The sequence below is a fragment of the Streptomyces sp. Z423-1 genome (assembly GCF_013009255.1).
Classification (GTDB): Bacteria; Actinomycetota; Actinomycetes; order Streptomycetales; family Streptomycetaceae; genus Streptomyces; species Streptomyces gossypiisoli.
This window is the reverse complement of record NZ_CP053109.1, coordinates 8,387,783-8,413,378: the sequence shown is the minus strand read 5'-3', so window position 1 is coordinate 8,413,378 and position 25,596 is coordinate 8,387,783. Positions and strand designations below refer to the sequence as shown.

At 71.0% G+C, this 25,596-nt stretch carries 22 protein-coding genes and 2 pseudogenes; 13 read left to right on the top strand and 11 right to left on the bottom strand.

Annotation, left to right across the window (positions count from 1 at the left end; genetic code table 11):
• Positions 1-63: 63 nt before the first annotated feature.
• Positions 64-1,567 (bottom strand): annotated as a pseudogene (locus HJD23_RS38395) (peptide-N4-asparagine amidase); the annotation flags it as partial.
• A 260-nt stretch (positions 1,568-1,827) separates the two neighbouring features.
• Here HJD23_RS38395 and HJD23_RS38390 point away from each other — a divergent pair.
• From HJD23_RS38390 to HJD23_RS38375, 4 genes are all read left to right on the top strand, one after another.
• On the top strand, positions 1,828-3,768 hold the full coding sequence (locus tag HJD23_RS38390) for an ABC transporter ATP-binding protein (protein ID WP_171107591.1): 1,941 nt from the start codon (positions 1,828-1,830) through the stop codon (positions 3,766-3,768).
• Positions 3,765-5,546 carry an ABC transporter ATP-binding protein gene (locus HJD23_RS38385; protein WP_171107589.1) on the top strand — a complete coding sequence of 594 codons (1,782 nt, stop codon included), beginning with the start codon at positions 3,765-3,767 and terminating at the stop codon, positions 5,544-5,546. The genes HJD23_RS38390 and HJD23_RS38385 overlap by 4 nt, the downstream gene beginning before the upstream one ends.
• Before the next feature lie 273 nt (positions 5,547-5,819).
• Entirely contained in the window at positions 5,820-6,290 is a 471-nt protein-coding gene (locus HJD23_RS38380) for a DUF5709 domain-containing protein (protein ID WP_171107588.1), read from the top strand.
• Positions 6,291-6,341: 51 nt separating this feature from the next.
• Positions 6,342-6,605 (top strand): type B 50S ribosomal protein L31, encoded by a 264-nt coding sequence (locus HJD23_RS38375; protein ID WP_171107587.1) that lies wholly within the window; start codon positions 6,342-6,344, stop codon positions 6,603-6,605.
• 32 nt (positions 6,606-6,637) lie between these two features.
• Here the strand turns inward: HJD23_RS38375 and HJD23_RS38370 are convergent, their stop codons facing one another.
• The gene (locus HJD23_RS38370; RefSeq protein WP_171107586.1) at positions 6,638-7,432 is read right to left on the bottom strand and encodes a metal-dependent hydrolase; all 795 of its coding nucleotides are present in this window, start codon (positions 7,430-7,432) and stop codon (positions 6,638-6,640) included.
• Positions 7,433-7,577: 145 nt separating this feature from the next.
• On the opposite strand from HJD23_RS38370, the gene HJD23_RS38365 reads away from it, so the two are divergent.
• Together HJD23_RS38365 and HJD23_RS38360 are read left to right on the top strand one after the other, a co-directional pair.
• Positions 7,578-10,091: a DEAD/DEAH box helicase gene (locus HJD23_RS38365; protein ID WP_171107585.1), complete on the top strand. Its 2,514-nt coding sequence runs from the start codon at positions 7,578-7,580 to the stop codon at positions 10,089-10,091.
• Positions 10,092-10,110: 19 nt separating this feature from the next.
• Positions 10,111-10,977 carry an acyl-CoA thioesterase II gene (locus tag HJD23_RS38360; RefSeq protein WP_171107584.1) on the top strand — a complete coding sequence of 289 codons (867 nt, stop codon included), beginning with the start codon at positions 10,111-10,113 and terminating at the stop codon, positions 10,975-10,977.
• A 478-nt stretch (positions 10,978-11,455) separates the two neighbouring features.
• On the opposite strand, the pseudogene HJD23_RS44410 reads toward HJD23_RS38360, so the two are convergent.
• Both HJD23_RS44410 and HJD23_RS38350 read right to left on the bottom strand, forming a co-directional pair.
• Positions 11,456-12,241 (bottom strand): annotated as a pseudogene (locus HJD23_RS44410) (DUF6397 family protein); the annotation flags it as partial.
• Between the two features lie 129 nt (positions 12,242-12,370).
• Positions 12,371-12,781 (bottom strand): roadblock/LC7 domain-containing protein, encoded by a 411-nt coding sequence (locus tag HJD23_RS38350; RefSeq protein WP_171107583.1) that lies wholly within the window; start codon positions 12,779-12,781, stop codon positions 12,371-12,373.
• 94 nt (positions 12,782-12,875) lie between these two features.
• Here HJD23_RS38350 and HJD23_RS38345 point away from each other — a divergent pair, with 94 nt between their 5' ends.
• Positions 12,876-13,304 (top strand): PPOX class F420-dependent oxidoreductase, encoded by a 429-nt coding sequence (locus HJD23_RS38345; protein WP_171107582.1) that lies wholly within the window; start codon positions 12,876-12,878, stop codon positions 13,302-13,304.
• Between the two features lie 16 nt (positions 13,305-13,320).
• On the opposite strand, the gene HJD23_RS38340 is transcribed toward HJD23_RS38345, so the two are convergent.
• The 5 genes from HJD23_RS38340 to HJD23_RS38320 all read right to left on the bottom strand — a co-directional run bounded on the left by HJD23_RS38340 (position 13,321) and on the right by HJD23_RS38320 (position 18,429).
• Complete coding sequence (locus HJD23_RS38340; RefSeq protein ID WP_171107580.1) at positions 13,321-13,926, bottom strand: ATP/GTP-binding protein; 606 nt, start codon at positions 13,924-13,926, stop codon at positions 13,321-13,323.
• Positions 13,927-14,220: 294 nt separating this feature from the next.
• On the bottom strand, positions 14,221-14,634 hold the full coding sequence (locus tag HJD23_RS38335) for a DUF742 domain-containing protein (protein WP_171107579.1): 414 nt from the start codon (positions 14,632-14,634) through the stop codon (positions 14,221-14,223).
• A gap of 22 nt (positions 14,635-14,656) precedes the next feature.
• Positions 14,657-15,094: a roadblock/LC7 domain-containing protein gene (locus HJD23_RS38330; RefSeq protein ID WP_171107577.1), complete on the bottom strand. Its 438-nt coding sequence runs from the start codon at positions 15,092-15,094 to the stop codon at positions 14,657-14,659.
• Positions 15,091-17,604, bottom strand: coding sequence for a nitrate- and nitrite sensing domain-containing protein (locus HJD23_RS38325; protein ID WP_171107575.1), 2,514 nt, complete (start codon positions 17,602-17,604; stop codon positions 15,091-15,093). The genes HJD23_RS38330 and HJD23_RS38325 overlap by 4 nt, the downstream gene beginning before the upstream one ends.
• Positions 17,605-17,655: 51 nt before the next feature.
• Positions 17,656-18,429, bottom strand: coding sequence for an MHYT domain-containing protein (locus HJD23_RS38320; RefSeq protein ID WP_171107573.1), 774 nt, complete (start codon positions 18,427-18,429; stop codon positions 17,656-17,658).
• A gap of 152 nt (positions 18,430-18,581) precedes the next feature.
• Between HJD23_RS38320 and HJD23_RS38315 the strand changes: the two genes are divergently transcribed.
• From HJD23_RS38315 to HJD23_RS38300, 4 genes are all read left to right on the top strand, one after another.
• Positions 18,582-19,181, top strand: a complete 600-nt coding sequence (locus HJD23_RS38315; protein WP_171107571.1) for a class I SAM-dependent methyltransferase — start codon at positions 18,582-18,584, stop codon at positions 19,179-19,181.
• Positions 19,182-19,297: 116 nt separating this feature from the next.
• Entirely contained in the window at positions 19,298-19,594 is a 297-nt protein-coding gene (locus tag HJD23_RS38310) for a hypothetical protein (RefSeq protein ID WP_171107570.1), read from the top strand.
• A gap of 168 nt (positions 19,595-19,762) precedes the next feature.
• A complete protein-coding gene (locus HJD23_RS38305; protein ID WP_171107568.1) occupies positions 19,763-20,587 on the top strand; it encodes a hypothetical protein in 825 nt (274 codons plus the stop codon).
• 234 nt (positions 20,588-20,821) lie between these two features.
• A complete protein-coding gene (locus HJD23_RS38300) occupies positions 20,822-22,213 on the top strand; it encodes a tannase/feruloyl esterase family alpha/beta hydrolase (protein WP_171107567.1) in 1,392 nt (463 codons plus the stop codon).
• Positions 22,214-22,217: 4 nt separating this feature from the next.
• Here HJD23_RS38300 and HJD23_RS38295 read toward each other — a convergent pair whose 3' ends face one another.
• Positions 22,218-22,400, bottom strand: a complete 183-nt coding sequence (locus HJD23_RS38295) for a hypothetical protein (protein ID WP_171107565.1) — start codon at positions 22,398-22,400, stop codon at positions 22,218-22,220.
• 263 nt (positions 22,401-22,663) lie between these two features.
• On the opposite strand from HJD23_RS38295, the gene HJD23_RS38290 reads away from it, so the two are divergent.
• Together HJD23_RS38290 and HJD23_RS38285 are read left to right on the top strand one after the other, a co-directional pair.
• Complete coding sequence (locus tag HJD23_RS38290) at positions 22,664-22,867, top strand: hypothetical protein (protein ID WP_171107564.1); 204 nt, start codon at positions 22,664-22,666, stop codon at positions 22,865-22,867.
• Positions 22,868-23,073: 206 nt separating this feature from the next.
• Positions 23,074-25,161: an AAA family ATPase gene (locus tag HJD23_RS38285; RefSeq protein ID WP_206325987.1), complete on the top strand. Its 2,088-nt coding sequence runs from the start codon at positions 23,074-23,076 to the stop codon at positions 25,159-25,161.
• A 65-nt stretch (positions 25,162-25,226) separates the two neighbouring features.
• On the opposite strand, the gene HJD23_RS44405 is transcribed toward HJD23_RS38285, so the two are convergent.
• A complete protein-coding gene (locus HJD23_RS44405; protein WP_240980907.1) occupies positions 25,227-25,577 on the bottom strand; it encodes a PaaI family thioesterase in 351 nt (116 codons plus the stop codon).
• Positions 25,578-25,596 lie beyond the last annotated feature (19 nt).

Here is a 25,596-nt window from a genome sequence, read left to right as displayed (position 1 = left end):
CGTTGATCTCGCCTGATACCTCCGCGTGACAGTCGTGTAAATCACGCGCGCGCCCGGCTCCACTCAACGGCGGTGCCGGTCCTCGGTGAGCACCCCCTGAACGGCCTCCAGCGAGTGGTCATGGCAACCGGAGGATCCGTACAGCCGGTAGCGCTCACTCGTCGTGCCCACCGCGTGCCGCTGGTCGCGCGGGACGTTGATGGTGTACGTGGCGTCACCCGTGTAGGTGTCGTCGAGCCGCGACCAGGTGGTGCGGTGCCCGCCGCGCGACTCGACGACGGTGGCCCGGTCGCCGAGGGTCAGCACCGTGCGCAGGCGGTCGGCCCCGCCGAGGGTGGTCGTGCCGTCCATCGTGTATGTCCGGTGGGCGCGCGTGGTCTTGGCCGGTCCGCGTCCGTCGACGGTGATCGTCTCGGTATCGGTCCAGGCGGCGTCGAGCGCGTCCATGGTCTCGCCGTCGGTCCAGCGGTGCACGGAGGAGTTGGTCAGGGAACGGCTGACGGTGGTCGTCACCCGGCCGTGTGAGGTGTCGACGTATCCGGCGACGGTGAGCCGGTGCGCGCCCTCGGTGCCCACGCGGTGCTGCGAACCGGGCGTGTGAGTCGAGGAGTTGGCGAGGTCGCCCGCGCGGTGGACGGTGAGTCCGCCGGTGACCCGTTCGCGTTGGTCGTCCTGCCAGACGAGGACGTTGACGGGGGTGCTCCAGCCGGGGCGTCCTTCGGGCAGGCCGACGACGGAGACCTCGACGCGGTGCGGGCGACCGTCGTTGAGGAGAACCGGCGAAGGGCGTCAGGTCGTATTCGATCGGCTTGATGTCGAAGGCGCGGGGGCCCGGGACGACGTACCAGAGGAAGGGATTGGACCAGCCGCCCGTCCACATGGTGGGGAACGGCGCAGCGATGCCCGCGAGTTGGCCGTCGACCTTGATCTGCACCTCGCGATAGGGGCCGTTGTCGGCCTGGCAGGAGTACGGGGCGGAGCCGGGCACTGTCAGATACCAGTACTCCTCGCAGCCGCCGCCCGAGCCGGTGGCGTACACCTCGGCGACGATGCGTTCGCTGTTGCGCGGGGCGGTGAGGATAGTCCCGTCGGTGAGGGTGAGGATGCGGTCGGGGGTGTCGGCGGGGGGCGTGTGCACTCCGGCTGTTCGCTTTTCGGCCGTGTAGAAGGTCAGGGTCACCTTGACGTCGATGATGCCGGTGTAGGTGTCGTCGACGACGTTGCCGATGAGCATCTCGACGGACTGTGCGGAGCGCAGGGTGGGGCTGTAGCGCGTGATGTCCTTCTCGACCGACCACTCGATGCCGTCGGGCGACGGCTGCGGTGCCGACGTACGGAGGATCTCGACGCCGCCGGCGTGCAGGTAGCCCAGACGGTCGTACTGCCGTCCCTTGACCTTGCCGTCGAGCCGCAGCACGACCTTGCTCCAGCGGTCGCCGCACTCCTTCGGCGGGGAGTACGTCCCCCGGTACGGCGTGAAGTCCCGGAACTGCGCCTCGGCCACCGTGACCTCGCACGATCTGGTGTCCGGCCTGGTGACGGGCGGGGCGGCGGTGACCGGGGCGTGCGACGTGTCATGACCGGTGTTCTACGGCGAGTTGGGCGGGCCCGCAATGAGGCCTCTGAGACAGGGGCCGCGCACGGTGGGCAGGGCGGTAGCCGGTTCTGTGCGGCGTGACAGAAAACCGGTTGCCTCGGACCACGCTGTGGCGCGAGCCTTTCACGGCTTGTCACCGACATGCGCGGTCGGCCGTGTTTCGACTCGGCACCGTCTCTGTCCCCATTCCGCCCTGCCCTTCCACCCCTGACACGAGCCACTGGGACGTCATGCAGATTCAACACCTTCCGTATCCCGACCCTGGTGTGCCGGACGCTCGTTCGGGGCCGCGTTTTCTGTGGTGGCTGGGCCGGAACCAGTTGCGTGGTCAGCTGGTCTCGCTGGCCTGGGGGCTGCTGCACTTCGGGTCGGTCTCCACGCTGCCCTTCTGCGTCGGCTTCGCCGTCCAGGCCGTGGTCGAACGCTCCGGTGCGCGGCTCGCCCTCGCCGGCGGGCTGATGGCACTGGCATGCGTCGGCAACGCCCTCGGCGACACCTTCCTGCACCGGGCCGCCGTCACCAACTGGATCACGGCGGCCGCCCGGGTCCAGCAACTCCTGGCCCGCAAGGCCACGCAGCTGGGCTCCGCGCTGACCCGGCGGGTCGCGGCGGGCGAGGTCGTGGCCGTCTCCACGGGGGACGTCGAGAAGATCGGCTGGTTCGTGGAGGCCGTGTCCCGCTTCACCGCGGCGGCCGTCACGATCGTGCTGGTCTGCATCGGCCTGGTCGTCTACCAGCCGGCCCTCGGCGTCGTCGTCGCCGTAGGCCTGCCCGTACTGGCGGTGGCGGTGCTCCCGCTGCTCCCCCGCGCGACCCGGCGGGCCGACTTCCAGCGCGAGAAGGCGGGATACGCCACCGAACTCGCCTCGGACACCGTCGCCGGGCTGCGCGTCCTGCGCGGCATCGGCGGAGAGGAACTGTTCCTCGACCGCTACCGCCGCGCCTCCCAGGAGGTTCGTCACGCGGCCGTGCGCAGCGCCCGTATGTGGTCGCTGATCTCGGCGATCCAGGTACTGCTGCCCGGCCTGCTGCTGATCGCGGTCGTCTGGTACGGCGTGCAGCTGGCCCGGCAGGGCCGGATCACCGTCGGCGAACTCGTCACCGTGTACAGCTCGGTCATGATCCTCACCTATCCGCTGCGGCATTTCGAAGAGATCGCGATGGCCTACTCCTTCTCCCGGCCCTCGGCCAAACGGGCGGCGCGGGTGCTGTCTCTGGAGCGGGTCATGGATGCCGAGGGGACGCGCGAGGGGGCGGATGGGGGCTCCCTCCGGGGCACAGGTGAGGGCACCCGCGGGGGTTCGCGAGAGGCCGCGCACGCTGGTTCGCATGCGGGTTCGCTCGCGGGTTTGCGTGAGGCCACGCACGCGGGCGAACTGCCCTCCGGGGATCTGTACGACCCGGCCACCGGCCTGCTCGCGCCGTCCGGGCGGCTCACCGCCGTGGTGTGCGGCGACCCCGACGCGGCGGGGCGGCTGGCCGAGCGTCTCGGCGGGCATCCGTCGGAGAAGGGGACGTCGGTGCTGCTCGGCGGCGTTCCGCTCGACGAACTGCCCCTCGACCGCGCGCGGGCGGCCGTCCTCGTCCAGGACAAGGACCCGGTGCTGCTGTCGGGCTCCCTGCGCGAACTGCTCGATGTCCCCGCGTCCGGAAAGGTCCGTGCGGAGGCGGCGCTGGCGGCCGCGCAGTGCGAGGACGTGCTGGCAGCGCTCGTGCAGGGCTCGCTCGACGCCGACGACCCGATGGACGCCCGCATCACCGAACGCGGACGCTCCCTCTCGGGCGGCCAGCGCCAGCGGCTCGCCCTCGCCCGGTCACTCATCACCGACCCGGAAGTGCTCGTCCTGGACGAACCGACCTCCGCCGTCGACTCCCACACCGAGGCGCGGATCGCGGAAGGCCTGCGCGAGCTGCGGGCCGGGCGCACGACCGTCGTGTTCACCTCCTCGCCGCTGCTGCTGGACCGCGCGGACCGGGTGGTGCTGGTGCACGAGGGCGAGGTGGCGGCGGTCGGCATGCACCGGGAGCTGGTGCACAAGGAGCCCCGGTACCGGGCCGTGGTGACCCGGGAGACCGAGGAGGAGGCCGCGCTGAGCGGCGCACTCAACGAGTTCAACGTCGACGAACTGAATGAACTGGACGAACTGGACGAGATCGAGGAGACCGCATGATCGGCGTGGCGCCACCGGCCTACGACCCGGCGGCCCCGACCACGGCGCACACCCTGCCCGTCGGCGCCCCCGCGACCGTACGCGCCTACGTGGCCGAACTGTTCCGCCGGCACCGCCGGGCCTTCCTGCTCCTCATCGTCGTCAACACGGTCGCCGTGGTCTCCTCCATGGCGGGCCCCTATCTGCTGGGCGGTCTCGTCGAGCGAGTGTCGGACGGTGCGCGTGAGCTGCATCTGGGCGTCACGGTGACGTTCTTCCTGCTCGCGCTGGCCGTGCAGGCCGTCTTCGTGCGCGAGGTGCGGCTGCGCGGCGCGATGCTCGGCGAGCGGATGCTGGCCGATCTGCGCGAGGACTTCCTCGTGCGCTCGGTCGGGCTGCCGCCCGGTGTCCTGGAGCGGGCCGGGACGGGCGATCTGCTGTCCCGGATCACCACCGACATCGACCGGCTCGCCAACGCCATGCGCGAGGCAGTGCCCCAGCTGGCCATCGGTGTGGTGTGGGTGGCTCTGCTGCTGGGCGGCCTCGTCGTCACGGCACCGCCGCTGGCGGCCGCCGTGCTGCTCGCCCTGCCGCTGCTGGTGGTCGGCTGCCGCTGGTACTTCCGGCGGGCGCCGGCCGCCTACCGCTCGGAGTCCGCCGGGTACGCCGCCGTGGCCGCCGCGCTCGCCGAGACCGTGGACGCCGGGCGCACCGTCGAGGCACACCGTCTCGGTGCCCGCCGGGTGGAGCTGTCCGAGCGGCGGATCAAGGAGTGGACGGCCTGGGAGCGCTACACGCTCTGGCTGCGGTCGGTGCTGTTCCCGGTCATCAACGTCACGCATGTGACCGTGCTCGCCTCCGTCCTGATGGTCGGCGGGGTGTTCGTGCTCCAGGGCTGGCTCGGGGTCGGCCAGCTGACCACCGGTGCGTTGATCGCGCAGATGCTCGTCGATCCGGTCGGTCTGATCCTGCGCTGGTACGACGAGCTGCAGGTGGCCCAGGTGTCGCTGGCCCGGCTCGTCGGGGTCCGGGACATCGAGCCGGACGCCGGGGACCCGGCGATGGCGCCCGACGGACGGGACGTGCACGCCGACCGGGTGCACTTCGGCTATGTCGAGGGCGTCGACGTGCTGCGCCGGGTGTCGCTGGAGGTCGCCCCCGGCACGCGGCTGGCGCTGGTGGGTCCCTCCGGCGCGGGCAAGTCCACGCTGGGACGGCTGCTCGCCGGGATCTACGCACCACGGGAGGGCCGGATCACGCTCGGCGGCGCGGAACTGTCCCGTATGCCCGCGGAGCGCGTCCGCTCGCATGTGGCCTTGGTCAACCAGGAGCACCACGTCTTCGTCGGCTCCCTGCGCGACAACCTGCTGCTCGCGCGGCCCGACGCCGTCGACGCCGAGTTGTGGGCGGCGCTCGGCGCGGTCGACGCGGACGGGTGGGCGCGTGCGCTGGAGGAGGGGCTGGACACCGAGGTCGGCTCGGGCGGGCTGGCGCTCACCCCGGCACAGGCCCAGCAGATCGCGCTGGCCAGGCTGGTGCTGGCCGACCCGCACACACTGGTCCTGGACGAGGCGACGTCCCTCCTCGACCCGCGCGCGGCGCGCCATCTGGAGCGCTCTCTGGCCCGTGTCCTGGACGGCCGTACCGTCGTCGCGATCGCCCACCGCCTCCACACCGCCCATGACGCGGACGTCATCGCCGTCGTCGAGAACGGCCGCATCAGCGAGCTGGGCAGCCATGGGGAGCTGGTCGCGGCGGACGGGGCGTACGCGGCCTTGTGGAGGTCGTGGCACGGGTAGTCGTGGCACAGGTAAGGGAGGACGGGGAGTGGCGTGCGGGCCCTCGGCGGACAGCCCTGGGCCTGCCCCCACCGCCCCGGTTGCCCGCCCCATGACGGCGCCCGTGCCGTTGCGCGGGGGCGAACAGGGGTGGAAGGCTGGAAAGCGGCGCAGGCTCGGGGAGCGCCAGCGAAGTACGCGGGACCTCGTTGGGCGCAGTCTGTGTCCCCGGCACGGGCGGCCCGCCGCCGTTCGTGGCGGGAACGGCCCCGTCCTCACCACCTGGAGGTACCCGTGAACAGCGCCGACGGATGGGGAGACGACGTCTACCAGCCTGACGGATCCGAGCAGCGGGAGGACACGGGGCTGCTCGACGGGGAGGACACCCTTGAGAACGACGGTGTCACCGACCCCCTGGACCGGGGTTGGTCCCCTCCGGAGCGGCCGTGGGCGGTGGAGCACACCGGTGTGACGGCGGCCGAGCGGGTACAGGGCGAGACCCTGGACCAGCGGCTGGCCGAGGAACTGCCCGAAACGGCCATACCCGACGGGGACGGCATCGGCGACAGCAACGGCACCGACGGGGAACTCCTGGACAACGAGGTCGGCGCCGTCCGCTCCGGGCGGCTCGTCGCTCCGGACGAGGGAGCGCACGAGGACGACGAGGCCGCGCTGATCGCGACCGACGTCGGCATCGACGGCGCGGCCGCCTCCGCCGAGGAGGCCGCGATCCACATTGTCGACGAGGACGCCCTCTCCGGTTGACCCCGGCCCCGCCCGTCCGACGCCCCCGCCCCCGCCGCACCAGGAGCAGCCATGCAGCAGGACAAGCACCCCGACTACCACCCCGTCGTCTTCCGGGACCGTGCCGCCGGCTACGCCTTCCTGACCCGGTCCACCGCCACCAGCGACCAGACCATCGAGTGGGACGACGGCGAGACCTACCCCGTCGTGGACGTCGAGATCTCCTCGGAAAGCCACCCGTTCTACACCGGCAAGGCCCGCACGGTGGACACCGAGGGCCGCATCGCCCGCTTCGAACGCCGATACGGGGAAGGCACGCGCCAAGGCTCCGACTGACGCCGTGAGTGCAGTGAGCGCCGGGCGGTGCCTCAGATCACGTTGAGTGCCGCCGCGCAACCCACTCCGCCGAGCACCATGAACGCCGGCATCAGCACCTTGAGCTCCACCCAGCTGCCCGCCCGGAACCGCATGGGCTTCGGCGGCCCGACCGGGTACCAGCGCTTGCGGCCGACCGGAATCGGCCACAGTATCGGGCAGCCCGAGACGGTGAGCGCGTCCCCGATGTCGTGCACCAGCGCGCCGAGCACGATCGGCAGCCCCAGCCACAGGTACTCCTGGCCCGGTGCCGTGAACAACCAGTCCGCTCCGTTGCCCGGCTGGTCCAGGACACCGGCGAGGATCCAGGCGCTCGTCGCGGCCAGCAGCCACACCAGGACGTCGGCGCTGGCACCGCGGGTCGCCCGCCACAGCAGGCCCTCGATGGCCAGCACCAGGTGCACGAAGAGGATCGCCAGCACTGCCCAGCGTCCGCCGGTGATCGCCAGCACCGAAGTGCCCGCGCCGAGCAGGACCGCCCACAGCCAGGTGTGCGTGAGCGTGCGGTGCCCGCCGGAGCGACGCGGGTCGCCCTGCTTCTTCGTGGCCTTGTAGACGGCGTACGAAAGCTTGTCGACGATCTCGCAGAGCCAGCGTGACAGCGGTCCGAAGGCGCGCGAGATGGTGGCGGCCTTGTGGTCGAGGTCGGGGGCGAGCGCGGCGCCGGCACAGATCAGCGCGCCGGACAGCAGAACCGGCCAGGGCATCCCATGCCCTGCCGCGGTGGCGGCGGCTCCGACGCCGAGCCAGGCCGCGGCGCCCGAGAGAGAGTGTGCTGGTCCCATCATTGCCGCTGCCCGCCCCATTCCTCGTGCGCCGCTGTCCAGTTGACTTGGTGCGCTGACGTCGTTTCGGCGACACAGCGTAGCGTTCGCGATCTTCGGGCGGACATCCGATTCCCGCATCGGCCCGGAGGCCAGGCAAGATGGGGGCGTGACCCTCATCGATCAGCTGCCGCAGACCGCCGACCCCGACGCCCTCTACGACGCCTTCGAGTCGTGGGCGCAGGAGCGCGGTCTCACGCTCTATCCCCACCAGGAGGAGGCGCTGATCGAGGCGGTCTCCGGCGCGAACGTGATCGTGTCGACGCCCACCGGCTCCGGCAAAAGCATGATCGCGGCGGGCGCCCACTTCGCCGCCCTGGCCCGGGACGAGGTCACCTTCTACACGGCCCCGATCAAGGCACTGGTGTCGGAGAAGTTCTTCGAGCTGTGCAAGCTGTTCGGCACCGAGAACGTCGGCATGCTCACCGGCGACGCCTCCGTCAACGCCGACGCCCCGGTCATCTGCTGCACCGCCGAGGTGCTGGCCTCGATCGCCCTGCGCGACGGCAAGCACGCGGACATCGGCCAGGTCGTCATGGACGAGTTCCACTTCTACGCGGAGCCGGACCGCGGCTGGGCCTGGCAGATCCCGCTGCTCGAACTGCCACAGGCACAGTTCGTCCTCATGTCGGCCACTCTCGGCGACGTCTCGATGTTCGAGAAAGACCTCACCCGGCGTACCGGCCGCCCGACCTCGGTCGTCCGCTCGGCGACGCGTCCGGTGCCGCTCTCCTACGAGTACCGGCGCACCCCGCTCACGGAAACGCTGACGGAGCTGCTGGAGACCAAGCAGGCACCGGTCTACATCGTGCACTTCACCCAGGCGCAGGCGGTGGAGCGGGCGCAGGCGCTGATGAGCATCAACATGTGCTCGCGTGAGGAGAAGGAGCAGATCGCCGAGCTGATCGGCAACTTCCGCTTCACCACCAAGTTCGGCCGCAACCTGTCCCGTTACGTCCGGCACGGCATCGGCGTGCACCACGCCGGCATGCTGCCCAAGTACCGCCGCCTGGTGGAGAAACTCGCGCAGGCCGGCCTGCTGAAGGTCATCTGCGGTACGGACACCCTGGGCGTCGGCGTCAACGTGCCCATCCGCACCGTGCTGTTCACCGCCCTGACCAAGTACGACGGCAGTCGGGTGCGCACGCTGCGGGCACGTGAGTTCCACCAGATCGCCGGGCGCGCCGGGCGGGCGGGCTTCGACACGGCGGGCTTCGTGGTCGCCCAGGCTCCTGAGCACGTCATCGAGAACGAGAAGGCGCTCGCCAAGGCGGGCGACGACCCGAAGAAGCGCCGCAAGGTCGTCCGCAAGAAGGCGCCGGAGGGCTTCGTCGCCTGGAGCGAGGACACCTTCGAGAAGCTCATCGCCTCCGAGCCGGAGCCGCTGACGTCCCGTTTCCGGGTCACGCACACGATGCTGCTGTCCGTGATCGCCCGGCCCGGCAACGCCTTCGAGGCCATGCGGCACCTCCTGGAGGACAACCACGAGCCACGCAAGCAGCAGCTGCGGCACGTCCGGCGCGCGATCGCCATCTACCGCTCGCTGCTGGACGGCGGCATCGTCGAGAAGCTGGACAAGCCGGACGCCGAGGGCCGTATCGTCCGCCTCACCGTGGACCTTCAGCAGGACTTCGCGCTCAACCAGCCGCTGTCGACCTTCGCGCTCGCCGCCTTCGAGCTGCTGGACCCCGAATCGCCGTCGTACGCGCTGGACATGGTGTCCGTCGTGGAGTCCACGCTGGACGATCCGCGGCAGATCCTCGTCGCCCAGCAGAACAAGGCGCGCGGCGAGGCCGTGGCCGCGATGAAGGCGGACGGTGTCGAGTACGAGGAGCGCATGGAGCGCCTCCAGGACGTCACCTACCCGAAGCCGCTGGAGGAGCTGCTCTTCCACGCGTACAACACGTACCGCAAGAGCCACCCGTGGGTCGGTGACCACCCGCTGTCGCCGAAGTCCGTCATCCGGGACATGTACGAACGGGCCTTGTCCTTCACGGAGTTGGTCTCCTTCTACGAGCTGGCCCGGACCGAGGGCATCGTGCTGCGCTACCTGGCCAGCGCCTACAAGGCCCTTGAGCACAACATCCCGGACGACCTGAAGTCCGAGGACCTCCAGGACCTGATCGAGTGGCTCGGCGAGACGGTGCGCCAGGTCGACTCCAGCCTGCTGGACGAGTGGGAGCAGCTCGCCAACCCGGAGGAGATGACCGCCGAGGAGGCCCAGGAGAAGGCCGACCAGGTCAAGCCGGTCACCTCGAACGCGCGCGCCTTCCGCGTCCTGGTCCGCAACGCCCTGTTCCGCCGCGTCGAGCTGGCCGCCCTCGACCAGGTGGAGGAGCTGGGCGAGCTGGACGCCGAGTCCGGCTGGGACGCCGACGCCTGGGGCGAGGCCATGGACAAGTACTGGGACGAGTACGACGACCTGGGCACCGGGCCCGACGCGCGCGGTCCCAAGCTGCTGATGATCGAGGAGGAGCCGGAGAACGGGCTGTGGCGCGTCCGGCAGATCTTCGACGACCCGGGCGGCGATCACGACTGGGGCATCAGCGCCGAGATCGACCTCACGGCCTCCGACGCCGAAGGCCGTGCCGTGGTCCGCGTCACCGACGTCGGCCAGCTGTGAGCACAGGAGACAGACAGCCATGACCAACCCGGCCGAGAGGCTCGTCGACCTGCTCGACCTGGAGCAGATCGAGGTCAACATCTTCCGCGGCCGCAGCCCCCAGGAGTCGCTGCAGCGGGTCTTCGGCGGCCAAGTGGCCGGCCAGGCGCTGGTCGCCGCCGGGCGCACCACGGAGGGCGACCGCCCGGTGCACTCGCTGCACGCGTACTTCCTGCGTCCCGGACGGCCGGGCGTGCCGATCGTGTACCAGGTCGAACGGGTCCGTGACGGGCGGTCGTTCACGACCCGCCGGGTCACGGCCGTGCAGCAGGGCCGCACGATCTTCAATCTCACCGCCTCCTTTCACAAGCCTGAGGAAGGGAGCTTCGAGCACCAGCTGCCGCCGGCCCGTGAGGTGCCGGACCCGGAGTCGCTGCCGACGGTCGTCGACGAGGTCCGGGAGCATCTGGGCGCGCTGCCCGAGCAGTTGGAGCGGATGGCGCGCCGCCAGCCGTTCGACATCCGGTATGTGGACCGGCTGCGCTGGACGCCCGCGGAGGTCAAGGACGCCGAGCCGCGCAGCGCCGTGTGGATGCGCGCGGTCGGACCGCTCGGCGACGAGCCACTGGTGCACACCTGTGCCCTGACGTATGCCAGCGACATGACGCTGCTGGATGCCGTGCGCATCCCGGTCGAGCCCCTGTGGGGTCCGCGCGGCTTCGACATGGCGTCGCTGGACCACGCGATGTGGTTCCACCGGCCGTTCCGCGCGGACGAGTGGTTTCTGTACGACCAGGAGTCACCGATCGCGACCGGCGGGCGAGGGCTCGCCCGCGGGCGCATCTACGACCTGGAGGGCCGTCTGCTGGTGTCGGTCGTTCAGGAGGGGCTGTTCAGGGCGCTGTAGGGAAGGGCCCGGCTGCGCGCGGCGGGCGCCTTCACGAGCTTCTGCGGCGCAGCCAGCCCAGCAGGCCACGAGGGCGCCCGGGCTCGGACTCGGTTGCGTGTGCGGCGGGTTGCGGTGCGGGCGGCGTCCGGCTCGCCGCGGCCTCCGGCGCCGCTACGGCACGGGACGTGGGACGCTGCGTGGGCCGGCGCTCCGCATGGTGTGCGTCGTGGTGCTCGGCCAGGTGCTCCTTATGGTGTGCGTGGCGAGGTTCGGCCAGGTGCTCCGTACGGTGTGCGTGGCGAGGTTCGGCCAGGTGCTCCGTACGGTGTGCGTGGCGAGGTTCGGCCTGGTGCTCCCTACGGTGTGCGTGGCGAGGTTCGGCCTGGTGCTCCCCATGCGAGGCAGGCCGGTGCTCCGCTCGGGCAGCGGGGCCGGGTTCCGCCCTGTGGTCCGCACGGTGCGTGTGACCGAGTTCCGCCCGGCGTTCCGCACGAGGTGCCGGGCGCGGCGCCGGGCGGTGTGCGCGCGCCTCGTCCAGGGCCTGCGCGAGGTCGGCCCGCAGCCAGCTGATCTCGTCCGGGTCGTCGGCCGTCATGATCCTCTCGGCGAGCCGCGCCGCCGGTGAACCGGGCGCGCCATGGGTGGGCGGCCCCGGCCGGAACCGGTCCACATGGGCGCGCTCGTACGGATCCTTGACGATTTCCGCAATCTGAACGGGATCCAGCAGCGCGGCCAGGGCCCCGGCGCGCTCCCAAGGATCCTCGGCCCGGCGCAGCAGGAATCCCAGATGCCGTCCTCGCCAGTTGCGAGCGCGCAGGTCCAGCCTGCCCTCCAGCTGAGCCCGCAGTCCCTCGGGCAGCGAACGCCCCTTCAGCAGCGGGGCGTTCTGCTCGTCGGCCGCGAAGTGGCGAACTTCATCGGCCAGATAGAGCCACACCAGCGTCCGATAGCGGTTCAGATAGAACGCGACCGGCACCACCAGCCCCACACGAGCGAGACGAGTGAACCGGTCACCCGTCACGCCCATGAGGCCTGCGGCCTCGCCTGTGCTCACGCTCCGCACCCGTTCGAGGAGCGCCTCCGGAAAGCCGTCCTCGGAACGCAGCCGCTCGATCTCGGCGTGGGCGACGCGGCGCCCTCCGCCACCTTCGTCGGGCACCGTGCGGATACGCCCGAGGTTCACGGCGAGATCGAACTCGCGTCGCTTCAGTCCCAGTTCCCGGGCAGCGCGGCTCGGCGTGTACGTAACGCCGTCCGATTTCGTGATGGTGTTGCCTGACATGGCGTCTCCCCCGTGGAGTCGTGGCCGGGCGCTCACGCTCTGTGCGCTCGCGGTCACACCACCGTAGCCGCTTCGGCCGATCACGTGGCGAGCCTGTGGATAACTTCGCGGGGCTGAAAAACGTGCAGGTCAGAGGTCTGTGGGCGAAGACCGCTCAGGCTGTCGGGCGTCCACGCCGAGGTGCTCGCCGACCCGGTTGACGAGCAGGGTCATCTCGTAGGCGATCTGGCCGATGTCGGCCTCGGCAGCGCTGAGTACGCACAGACAACTGCCGCTGCCTGCCGCCGTGACGAACAGCACCGCGTCGTCGAATTCCACCATCGTCTGGCGCACCTGCCCGGCGCCGAAGTGGCGTCCCGATCCCTTGGCCAGGCTGTGCAGTCCGGACGCGACGGCGGCGAGGTGCTCGGCATCCTCGCGCCTGAGCCCGGTGCTCGCCCCGGTCACCAGTCCGTCGTTGGACAGGACGAGTGCGTGCCGTACGTGTTCCACGCGCTCGGTCAAGTCGTCCAGTAGCCAGCCCAGTCCCTTGTGCACCATGGTTTCGATCTCCCCGTGTGACGACTCCCCCTGGCCGGAGGATCTCTCAGCCAGCCTTCCCCACGACCGGCCGACGAGCAAGGAGGATGGGGGCATGGCACAGAAGATGACCGACACGGAATGGCGGGCGTTCGTCTCGCAGGGCACCCGCACCGCAAAGCTGTCGACCGTCAAGGCTGACGGGAGCCCGCATGTGACGCCGATCTGGTTCCTGCTCGACGGGGACGAGGTGGTGTTCAACACCTCCAAGGCCAGCGTGAAGGGGCGCAATCTGGCCCGGGACGGGCGGGTCGCTCTATGTATGGACGACGACCGTCCGCCGTTCGACTACGTCGTCCTGCAGGGGCGGGCCCGCCTTTCGGAAGATCTCGACGAACTCCGGCTGTGGGCCACCCGTATCGGCGCGCGGTACATGGGTGAGGAGCGCGCCGAGGAGTTCGGGGCGCGCAACGGCGTGCCGGGTGAACTCCTGGTCCGGGTCACGATTGACAAGGTGCTGGCGCAGAAGGCCGTCGCCGACTGAGGTCCCGCCCGATCGTTCAGCTCACGGAGTCGAGCAGCCGGGCGGTGTGCATCCGTCCGGCGTACTCGACGAGTCGGATCAGCACCTCCTTGCCCGAGTCCCGGTCACGTGCGTCGCAGAGCACGACCGGCGTTCCCCGGTCGAGGTCGAGCGCCCTGGAGACGTTCTGGGCGCCGTGGGTGCGGGCGCCGGCGAAGCAGTTGACGGCCACCACGAAGGGGATGTGCCGGTGCTCGAAGTAGTCCACCGCGGGGAAGCAGTCCTCCAGGCGCCGGGTGTCGGCCAGGACGACCGCCCCCAGCGCTCCCTGTGACAGCTCGTCCCAGAGGAACCAGAAGCGGTCCTGTCCCGGCGTACCGAACAGGTACAGGGAGAGGCCGGAGCGGATGGTGATCCGGCCGAAATCCATGGCGACCGTCGTCGTGACCTTGTGGTCCACGCCGTCGGTGTCGTCCACCAACTGACCGGCCTCGCTGAGCAGTTCCTCGGTGCGCAGCGGCCTGATCTCGCTGACCGCGCCCACCAAGGTGGTCTTGCCCACGCCGAATCCGCCGGCGACCAGTATCTTCAACGCCAGGGCGGTGGTCTCGCCCTCGGTGGCGTCGGACGTCTCGGAGGCCATCGATCACTTCTCTCGGGAGTGCCGGCAGGGGTCGACGTCGGTACGCGCGTGCCACGCCCGGGCACGGCGTCCGCGCACGGCTTCGGTGCACGTGTGTGAAGTCAGCATCATGACAACGGCCGGTCCCCGAAGGGTCGTGAGACCGCTCTTTGACCCATGTGACCGACTCGGGTCCGTTCCGCGCCCACAAAGGTCCGTAAGGCGGCGACCTGCGCGGCCGTACGCGCGCGGGTTGTTGTGTGGGGTCATCTTGTGTGGGGTCATCTTGTCTGGGTTCATTCTGTGTGCGTTCATCTACAGCGCCCGCAGTCCGTCGATGACCTCGCGCAGAATCCGTTCGTCGGGCAGCTGCGCGGGCGGTACGGGACGGCTGACGGTGACGCAGCCGAGTTCCAGGAGGTCGCCGAGGAGCACCCGGACGACGCCGACGGGAAGGTCGGCGCCCGCGGCGAGTTCGGCGACCGACTGGGTTTCGATGCGGCACAGGTCGATCAAAGCCCGGTGCTCGGGGCCGAGCGTGGGGTCGTCGTCGAGGTGCGGAGCGCCCGGATCGAGGGTGACCAGGGCGATGAGGTCGAAGCGCACCCCGGTGGGGCCGGGCTTGGTGCGGCCGCCCGTCATGGCGTACGGCCGGACGAGTGGGCCGGCCTCGCCGTCGTACCACTGGCTGCCCTGCTCGTGCGGGGTGCCCTTGATGTCCTCGGTCATCTGTGCGGACCGCCTTCTCGCCTCATCCGGCGGCGGGCGGCCGCGCGCCCACGCGCGGCGCCGTGTACAGGTGCTCGCCGACGCGCTTCACCAGCCGTGCCATCTCGTACGCCACGAGACCTATGTCGGCCGTGACAGCGGTGAAAACGGCCAGGCAGGAGCCGTCGCCGGCGGCGGCCACGAACAGGAACGCGTCGTCCATCTCCACCATGGTCTGGCGCACTCCGCCGGCGCCGAAGTGCCGGCCGGCGCCCTTGGCGAGGCTGTGGAAGCCGGAGGCGACGGCGGCGAGGTGTTCGGCGTCCTCGCGGCCGAGGTCGGTCGAGGACCCCACGGCGAGTCCGTCGTTGGAGAGCACCACGGCGTGCCGTACCTCGTTCACGCGCAGCACCAAGTCGTCCAGTAGCCAGTCGAGTTCGCCGGACGGCTGCGCGGCTCTCATGCCGGGGTCCTGGATCATGCGGGTTCTCCTTCGCTGCTGTCACTGCCGCCTGCGGGGTCGGGGGTGGCGCCGCGGCCGGGTTGGCGGCCGCCGCCGCGCGCCCATCCGTCGCGGTAGGCCGCCATGCGGTCGCGTACGAGTTCGGGGGTGCGCCGGTCGTCGTTCCGGAGGGCGGAAGGCTGCGCCGCGTCCGGGGGGCGCCGTTCGCGCAGCTGGGGTGCGAGGCTGGCCTGCCGTACCCGGCGTGGGAGGTCTTCGGAGCCTTCGGCAGTGTCGGGGGGACGGTGCAGACGCAAGGTGGCGACTCCGGGGGGTGGGGTTTCGGGGCCGGTCTGCGTCGCGGCCGGGGCGGGGGCCACCAGGGCGGGCCGGTCGCCGGGGGTGGGGACGGCCTCCTGGTGGAGGGGGCCGCCGGGCACGCGCGCGTACTCGTGTTCCGGGTTCGCCGCCTTGTCGCCGGAACGTTCCGGCACGCCTCTGTGCAGCAGGGCCATGGGCAGTAGCACGACCGCGGTGGTGCCGCCGTAGGGGGAGGTACGCAGGTGCACTTTGATGTCGTGGCGTGCCGCGAGCCTGCTGACGACGAAGAGGCCGAGCCGGTCGCTGTCGAACAGGTCGAGGGCTTCGGACTGGGCGATACGGCGGTTGGCCTCGGCGAGAGTCTCCTTGCCCATGCCCAGGCCGCGGTCCTCGATCTCGACGGCGTAGCCGTTGCCGACGGGCTCCCCGGTGATGCGCACGCGCGTGTGCGGGGGTGAGAACTGGGCGGCGTTCTCGACGAGCTCGGCCAGCAGGTGGGTGAGGTCGGCGACGGCGGCGCCGATGACGAGGGCTTCGGGGAGCTGTCGTACCTCCACGCGCGCGTAGTCCTCGATCTCGGAGACGGCCGCGCGGACCACGTTGGTCAGGGAGACCGGCATGCGCCAGGCTCGGCCGGGGGCGGCGCCGGAGAGGATGATCAGGCTTTCGGCGTGGCGCCGCATGCGGGTGGTGAGGTGGTCGAGCCGGAACAGGTCGCTCAGTTCGTTCGGGTCGTCGGAGCGGCGTTCCATGCTGTCCAGGAGGCTCAGCTGGCGGTGGACGAGGACCTGGCTGCGGCGGGCGAGGTTGACGAAGACGCCGGAGATGCCGCTGGCGAGTTCGGCGCGCTCCACGGCGGCGCGCAGCGCGGCCCGGTGCACGGTGCCGAGGGCCTCCGCGACCTGGCCGACCTCGTCCTCGGCGGGCGGCCCGGGCGGGGCCTCCGACCGGACGTCGATCTCCTCGCCCGCGCGCAGTTTGCGCATGGCTTCGGGGAGTTTGCGGCGGGCGATCTCCAGGGCGCTGTTGCGCAGGCTGACCAGCTCGACGACGAGGCCGCGCCCGATGCGTACGGAGATGACGAGGGACGCTGCCACGGCGGCGAGGCCGAGGAGGACGGCGGCGCCCGCGGGGCTGAGCAGACCGCGGGTGAACGGGTCGGCCCGGTCGGCCACGCCCCGGGCGGCGTTCTGCTCGATGGTGCGTATGCCGCCCTGCACGCGCGCGTGTGCGAGGTCCCAGTCGGTTTCGGGCGCTGCCTTGATCGCCCCCGATCCTGGGCGAGCTGCCAGGACCTTGTTCTCGATGGAGACCAGGGCGGTGTAGTCACCGCCCTCGGCGAGGTTCCGCCAGGCGGCGCGCTCGTCGCCGCGCAGGTCGGCGACGGCGGTCTCGGTGAGGGCGCGGCGGGTGTCGACCGCGCCGGTGAACAGCCGCAGCCGCTCGCCGTCGAGGCCACCCGCGAGCCGGCCGCTCGACAGCAGCACGGCCTCCTGGGCCAGGGCCTCGCCCGCGCGGGAGAACTCCAGCAGTACGCGCGCGTCGGAGCCGAGTTCGGCGTCCTGGATGCCGGTGAGGGCGCTGCCCACGCCGAAGGCCGTGGAGATGGTCTGCGTGTACCGCTCGTACGCCTCGTCCCAGCCGGCGCGCCGATCCAGTATGTCGGTGCGCAGCGTACGCAGTCGCTCGGTGCCGGTGACGAACGTTTCGAGGCGCTGGGCGACTCCTCTGGGCAGTTCCTGTCCGTCGGCGACGGTGTTGCGGTCGCCGAGCCGCAGTTTCGCCACCGCGCTGTCCGTGCGGTCCGCGAGGCGCTCGAGGTCGGCACCGGTCTCGGCGGAGGGGTCGGTGGCGTGCCGAACGGCGGCGGCGCGCTCGGTCTGGAGCGCTGCCACGGTGGCCGCGACGGGGGCGCGGACGTCGGAGTCCACGCGCTGCAACTGCCGCAGCCGGGCGATGTCCTGGACGGTGCTGACGGTGGCGTACGCCCACAGGGCCAGCAGCGATACGACGGGCACCATCAGCAGGCAGACGATCTTGGCGCGCACGGTGCGCGGACGGATGTGCCAGCGCTGCCCCGCGCGCGTGGGTCCATCTGTCGCGCCCGCGCCCGAGGTGTCCTGGGGGCCTTCGTCGGCCGGTGGGCCGGCGTGGGCGCGGCGGCCCCGCACGGGGGCTGGGGACGGCGTCTCGGCACCTGTGCCGGGGTTCCTACGGGGTGTACGCATGGCCTCCTCGCTCGGAAGGGGTTCGGGGGGCGTGCCGGTGCGGGTGCGCCGTCAGTGGGCGGCGCTCTCGACGGGCCGCTGGGCCGATGCGGATGCCTCGCGCTCCCCCGCCGTCGGCGACAGCGCCACGAAGGCGGAGGTCAGGAAGAGATAGGACCCGAGGCCGACGGCGAGGGGGAAGACGAACTGCATCGCCGTGGCCCCGGGCAGGACCTCGCCGGAGGGTGTGACCTGCACGCGCACCGCGAACATCCCGGTGTAGTGCATGCTGCTCACGGCCACGCCCATGACGAGGGAGGCGACGGTGACCGCGACGGGCGACTTGATGTTGAGCGCCGCCCACAGGGCCGCGGTCGCCGCGACGACGGCGATCACGACCGAGAGGGCGACGCGCATCGGGTCGTACGTCACGTCACCGTGCAGGCGTACCGCCGCCATGCCCAGGTAGTGCATGCTCGCCACGCCCAGCCCGGTGGTGAGGCCGCCGAGGAGCAGCGCGCGGGCCCGGTCGCGGCCGTAGCCGACCGCGAAGACGCCGGCGCAGACGACGATCATGGCCACGAGCAGGCTGAGGACGGTGAGCGGTACGTCGTAGCGGATCTCGGTCCCGCTGACGCTGAAGCCGAGCATGGCCACGAAGTGCATGGTCCAGATGCCGGTGCCGATGGCCGAGGCGGCCGTGATCAGCCAGTTGCGGCGCGAGCGGCCGGTGGCGCCGAGCGCTCGGACCGTGCAGCGCAGGCCCAGTGCGGCGCCTGTGCAGGCCATGACGTACGACAGTACGGGGGTCAGCCAGCCGAAGGCGGCGTGGTCCAGGTGTCCCATGACCCCGGGACGCTAGTCGGGACAGGGGCGCACAAAGGGGGCGCAGTTCGAAAGCTGTTGGAATATGACGCAGAGATGTACCTGAACGATCGCCTCCCGCTCGAACATGTGCGCCGAGGCGTCCTCCGTGTCAGTGAGGGATCATGCCGAACATGAGCGACGACCGTACGCACGTCCAGGAGTTCTTCACGGCCCGTGCGGCCGACTGGGACAGCCGGTTCCCCGACGACGGCCCCGCCTACGAGGCCGCGGTCGCCGAGCTCGGCCTGCGGGAGGGCGGCCGCGTCCTCGACGCGGGCTGTGGCACCGGACGTGCCCTGCCGCCGCTGCGTGCGGCCGTGGGCGCCTCGGGAGTGGTCCTCGGGGTCGATCTGACCCCGGCCATGTTGCGGGCCGCCGTGCGGGCCGGACGGGACCGTGACGGGCGGCTGCTGCTCGCCGACGTCGCGGCGTTGCCGGTGCGCTCGAAGTCGCTCGACGCGGTGTTCGCGGCCGGTCTGATCGCCCACCTGCCCAACCCGGCAGAGAACCTGCGGGAGTTGGCGCGCGTGGTGCGTCCCGGCGGCAGGCTCGCCCTCTTCCACCCCATCGGCCGCGCGGCGCTCGCCGCCCGCCAAGGGCGGCGGATCACCCCGGACGACCTTCGCGCGGAGCCCAACCTCCGGCCGCTGCTGGCCGGTTCGGGGTGGACCATGACGTCGTACGTCGACGAGGACGACCGCTTCCTCGCCCTGGCCGCCCGCGAGAGCTGACCGGCCCGGCGCTTCACCGCGCCTTCCCCCTTCTGCCGCCGCAGCTCCAACTCTACGTTGAGTAGCGGCGGGTGAAACGATCGGCGAGACAAGCCACGAGGGGGAAGGTGATCACTGTGCTGGACAGGGTTCGCAATGCCTGGGCCGGGTTCCGCGCTGCCGCGCGCGCGGAGCGGAAGGCCGGTCCGGACCGGCGTACGCACAATCTGTTCGAGGCCGCCGCCGCGTACGTGTCGGCGTGCGCCGAGGACGACCAGGAGCGCATCGACGAGGCGGCGGGGTGGGTGTCTCCGGAGGCGCTGTCGTTCGGGGTGAACGAGCTGGCGTGCCGGGCCGTCATCGCGCTGGCGCGGGAGCGCGACGAGTCGCCGCGGACCGTGGCACGCACGCTGCTGGGGCTGCCGACGGCCTGAAGTACGGGCAGTGATGGTCGTTTCGCCCCTTTCCGGCCGGTCGACAGGCAGTCGTTGTGGCCCTGCCCGGCCGGACAACCGCAGGTCCGGTGGGCCGCGGAGTCGTGACAAGCGGCTTCCGGTCGCACTAGGGTGCGCGCCGTTGGACGAACTCCTGGGGAGGCTGGGATGGCCGGGACGGACGAGGACGCCGTCGCCGCCGCGGACGACGCGCTCTATGTGCTCACGGCGGTGCTGCTGACGCCGGCGCAGTTCCCGAGCGTGCTGGGCGACGACTACCCGGAGGCCTGCGCGGCGCTGGGTCTCGCGCCGCTGGCCGACGGGTACGGCCTGGTGCTCGGCCAGGACGGCGAGGGCGCGCGGTGGACGGTCGTCACCGACGACGTGTCGCTGGTCGCCGTCGCCATCGCCTCCTGGGACTGCGGCATGGAGTACGACCTGTCGCCGGACGAGCGCTCCGTGGTCGCCGCCCTGCCGGGCTGGCCGCTGGCGGTCGCCGTCGCGGCTCCCGGGGTGCCCGCGCCGCACGATCCCGACCCCGAGGTCGCGGGCTGCCCGCCGCTGTCGCCGCCGGACACCACCGGCTGGGGATCGGCCCAGCGCCGGATGGGGGCGGACGAGATCGCGGTGCAGTGGACGTTGTGGCGGGAGCAGGTCAACCATGAGGACTTCGTGAGCCCCGAGGCCGACTCCGCGCCCACTGAGGACGGGGAGGTCGGCCCCGAGCGCAGCGTGATCCGGCGCGTCCTGGCGGAGGCACACGCGTACGTGGACACGCCGCCTCCCTTGGGCCGTGTCCGGTCGTCCTTCGCGCCGGGCGACGCGCGCACACTGCGTGCGGACGGCCCGGGCTGGTCGCTGGTGGCGAGGACCGACGACATGGCGTTCCTGCTGCTCGACGACAAGCCCGGCGAGGTTCTGCCGGTGGGCCGGGGGCCCAGGCTGCCGGCTCTGCTGGAGGCGCTGGACAAGATGGCGGTACGGCCGAACTGAACGGTACGGCCGACTGAGACGGGCCGCCGGTCACGGGGCCTCCCGCTCCGGACGTCGTGCCGGAGCACGGTGCCCTTGAGCGACGAGGACTTCCCGACCTGTGTGGGCCGCCCATGCCTCGGCTGAACGGCATGTGGTGCCACTCCATGGAAGACGCGCAGCGCGCGCCGCACGATGGGGCAGCCCTCGGCTCGGCCCCGTGCCGTGCCCTGTCGTTCCGCCCTGGAGGCCCGCATGCGTCCGTCCCCCGGCGTTCCCCTGCTCGCCGCCGCTCTCCTGGCCGCGGCCCTCACGGGGCCGACCCCGGCCGTCGCCAAGGAAAGCGGCGATGCCCACTGCGCCCGCCAGGACCGCGTGCGAGTTCCGGGCGCGGCGTTTCAGCAGACGGCCTGTCTGAACGACCTGACCACCACGGGCCTCGCCGGTACGCCCTACACCGACCTCGCCGACCAGGCGGGGCTGACGGCCCACGCCACCCGTACACCGTCCGGGGTACCAGGCATGCAGGTCGACGGGTACTTCCCGGACTCGTCGCGGTCCAACGCCACGCACGGCTGGCGGTATGACGCGCAGTTCGTGATCCGGTTGCCGGACCGTTGGAACGGCGGCCTCGTCGTCACCGGGGCCCCGGGTACCCGCAGGCAGTACGCGACGGACAAGGCGATCTCCGACCGGGCGCTGGCCCAGGGCTACGCGTACGCCGCGACCGACAAGGGCAACACCGGCGCCGACTTCTACCGTGACGGCGACCGGCCCGGGGACGCGGTCGCCGAGTGGAACGCGCGGACCACCCAGCTCACGCGCGCGGCTCGCAAGGTCGTGGCCCAGCGCTACGGGCACGCTCCGCGCCGCACGTACATGACCGGCATCTCCAACGGCGGCTATCTGACGCGCTGGCAACTGGAGAACCATCCGGAGCTGTATGACGGCGGAGTGGACTGGGAGGGCGCCCTGTGGACGGCGGACGGGCCGAATCTGCTCACCTCCCTGCCCACGGCGATGGCGCGGAGTCACGGCTCGGCGTCGGACGAGGACATGTACGCCGTGGGCTTCGCGCGCGGCTCGGAGTTCCTGTGGCCGTACCACGAGAGGGCGTACTGGGGCGTCACGCAGAAGACCTATCGCGCGGAGTTCGACCCGGCGTACGACCCCGCCTGCCCCGGACCGTCCGCCGGGACCACGCCCGAGGAGATCCTCGCGCCCTGCGCGTCCGACGCGACCTACGACTACGCCTCGCGCCCGCCCTCCGTCCATCGCGCCGTGGCCCGGGTGGCGCTGACCGGGCGTATCGGCAAGCCGCTGATCACGCTGCACGGGGACATGGACACGCTGCTGCCCAAGGCCGCTGACTCCGACGTGTACGCGCACATGGTCGACGCCCGGGGGCGTGGACCGCTGCACCGCTATTACACGGTGCAGGGAGGTACGCATGTCGACGGGCTGTACGACACCCATCCCGACCGGCTGCGGCCGATCCTGCCCTGCTATCGATCGGCCTTCGATGTGCTGGTCGCATGGGTGGAGCGAGGTGCCCGGCCGCCCGCGGACCGGACCGTCGGCCGGCCTGCGGGCGGTGATGTGGTCGACTCGTGTGCGCTGGACGGTGGGACCGCTCCGGGTCGGTAGAGCGTCAGCGGCCGAGCTCCTTGCGCGTGGCCCGGCGCAGCCTGCGGCGCTGCGACGGGTCCAGCGCGAGGTACGCGGCGGCCGGGACGCCCAGCACTATCAGCAGCGCGGCCCACCAAGGCAGCCAGATCAACAGGATGAGCCCGACCGCCACACCTCCTGCGGCGATCTTCGCGTTCTTCGTCATGTGTGTCGCCTCCTTCGCGGCCACTGCCGCTCTCTGTTCTGAAAACGGGCCCGCGTTTCCGGCGGTTCCGACCGCGTCCCTGAGACGCACCCTGAGACATCCCTGATGCTCGACCCCGAGCCACCCCTGAGAGACAACGAGTGATCGGGGTCACAGCTCCAGCATGCCGGGTGAGTCGAAGGAATGCTGTACCCTCGGCGACCTTGACCAAGGTAGTCAAATTTGAGGAATGCGGCCATCTCTGTGCAGAGGATTCCCACACGTTGCCCCGCTACCCCCGCCGCATCGCTCGCGACGGGCGGCCCGCCGACGCCGTACCGGCGCCGCAGCATCTGTGGAACGACCCGGCGCCGACCTTCCGGGCCGTGCTCCAGGGCCCGCGAACTGACCGCCCGGGCGTCGGCCCGCCGCGCCACGAGAAGGTCTCCTCGGACACGCGGTCGGTTCCCGTGTTCCTGCTGTCGTGAAGGCGGCGGGCACGGGCCCGAATCTCATGCGGGCCGAGCCTGTCGTGCACTACGACCGCTGATGGAACCCCGCCGTTCTTCCGCCGTCGCCTGTGGGCGTGTGGCGCATCGGCGTCGCCGATACGAGCAGATCAGAGGCCAGATGCGAGAACACTCGTGGCCAACACCGACTACAAACTCAACCCGCTGTCTGGAGGAGCCTCCTGTTGTCGCAGATTGACGACCCCGCTGCGTGCCAGGTCGAGTTGGAACAAGCCCACGTGTCCACTCTGTACGAGTTGCTCGCCGAGCGACTCTCCGAGGCACAGACACGTTTGGCAGATGTACTCAAGACCCCGGCCGAGAGTGCAAGCGAGGCGCACGAGCGAGAGGTCGCCGCTCAACGTCTGGCGAAGGAGATCGGCCGGCTGGAAGGAGCCGAAAACGGGCTGGCCTTCGGGCGGATCGACCGGGCGGACGGCACCGCTTTGCGTATTGGCCGGCTCGGCATGCAAACGGACGAGGAAGACCTGCCCCTACTGGTGGACTGGCGTGCGAACGCTGCGCGGCCTTTCTACGAAGCGACGCCGGTCCACCCGATGAGCCTGCGGCGCCGCCGCCACCTTCGCTTGGAGGGGCGCACGGTGGTCGCGGTGAGCGACGAGTTGCTGGACGGCTCCGCTCCGACTGCTGGAGACGTCGTGGGTGACGGGCCGCTGATGGAGGCCCTTTCAGCGCGGCGTACGGGTCGGATGCAGGCGGCAGTCGCGACGTTGCAGGCCGAGCAGGACGAGATCGTCCGCTCTACGCACCGCGGGGTGACAGTGGTCCAGGGCGGCCCCGGCACCGGCAAGACGGTGGTCGCCCTGCACCGGGCGGCTTATGTCCTGTATGCGTTCCCGCGCGTGGCCGAGCACGGTGTCCTGGTGGTCGGTCCGAACGCACGGTTCCTCGAGTACATCTCCCAGGTCCTGCCTTCGCTCGGCGAAAACGATGTCGTCCTGGCGACCTGCCAGGAACTGGCCGGGATCTTCGCGGAAACGGCCGAGCCGCTCGATGTGGCGCGTCTCAAGGGCAGTTCGGCGATGGCCGACGCACTGGCCGACCTGGTGCGCTGCCACCAGGCTCCGAGCGGCAGCCTCACCGTGCGGATCGGACACGAATCGGTTCGCCTTCATGACGAGGTTGTCGCCACGGCGCGAGACGCCGCCGTGGCGACCGGGTTGGGACACAACCCCGCACGTCAGGTGTTCAAAGAACTCCTGGTCGACGCCCTCACCGACGCGCTGGAGCGCAGCACGGGCGACATCCTGGAGCAGATCGATACCGAAGTCGCCACACTGACCGGCACAGACCTCGACCGCGTGACGGCGGCCGATCTGCGCCACCTCGGTTACGATGACGCACCCGCCACGGGACCGGCCGATGAGTTTGACGCAGCCGCCGTCCGGGCCGGCCTCCTGGACGACGCCCACGTCGACAGCACTGTGGAAACGCTGTGGCCGCGACTGGTGCCCAGCGGACTCGTGCGTGCTCTCCTGACAGACTCGGACAGTCTCGCCGAACACCTGCCCGGGCTGACCGAATACGAGCGGTCACGCCTGCTGCGCGGTTCGGAAGACTCGTGGACCGATGCCGATGTGCCTCTCCTGGACGAGGCAGCGAGCCTGCTCGACGGCCCGCCGCAGCGCACGTACGGGTACGTCGTCGTCGACGAAGCACAGGAGCTGACCGCCATGCAATGGCGGATGATCGTACGACGATGCCCGGGCAGGGCGATGACGCTGGTGGGCGACTTCGCCCAGGCGGGCCCAGTCACGACAGCACGTGACTGGAAGGAGGCCTTGAGCCCCCATGTCGGTCCGCGATTCAACCTCCACACCTTGACCGTCAGTTACCGCACCACTCAGGAGATCCTGGAAACCACCCGAGAGCTTCTCGTACGGATTGCTCCGGACCAGACGCCGACACGGTCCCTGCGCCGTGGTGAGACTCCTCGCACCGTGCCGACGCAGCCGGATGCGCTTGTCGCCACCCTCGCCCGGGAGCTGCGGACTCGGACCGCCGCGTACCCAGGCGAACTCCTCGGGGTGATCTGCGCGGAATCGAGGCTGGATCAGCTGACGGCCGCGGGGATCGCAGAGCATGCGCGCCTCGTGCCGGCGTCCGAAGCGCGCGGGCTGGAGTTCGACGAGGTCGTCGTCGTGAGTCCCGAGGAGATCATCACGGCCCGGCCCGGCGGGGAGAAAGATCTCTACGTGGCTCTGACTCGGGCCACCAAGAGGCTCTGCACGATCACTGTCGAGCCCGTGTGACGCATCACCGTCCGGCTCAGGCGAAGGCCTGCGCCCACCGTGGCGCTGGCTCACTCCCGGGACAGTCACGATTCTCCTTGCAGGTCGGGGAAGAGGGCGCGGGTGCGACGAAGGTCAGGTGTGGCGAAGACTCCGTCGGCTGTGACCAGGTCCGCGGCGGGGTCCTCCTGGTTAGTGATCGACCCGGTCACGGAAATCTTGCGGTCGTCCGTGCCCGCGACTCGACCGAAGATCCTCAGCGGTGTTTCCAGCGGGACGGGCCGGTGGTAGCGCATCCGGAGGGAGACGGTCAGGCCGGGCATTCCCGCGGCTACGCAGGCGCGGCCCATGACCTCGTCCAGGAGCATGGCGCTCATGCCGCCGTGGCCGTACCCGGGCGGGCCTTCGTGGGCGATGCCCAGCGTGGAGTGGCCCATCAGGCCGTCCGAAGTGGGC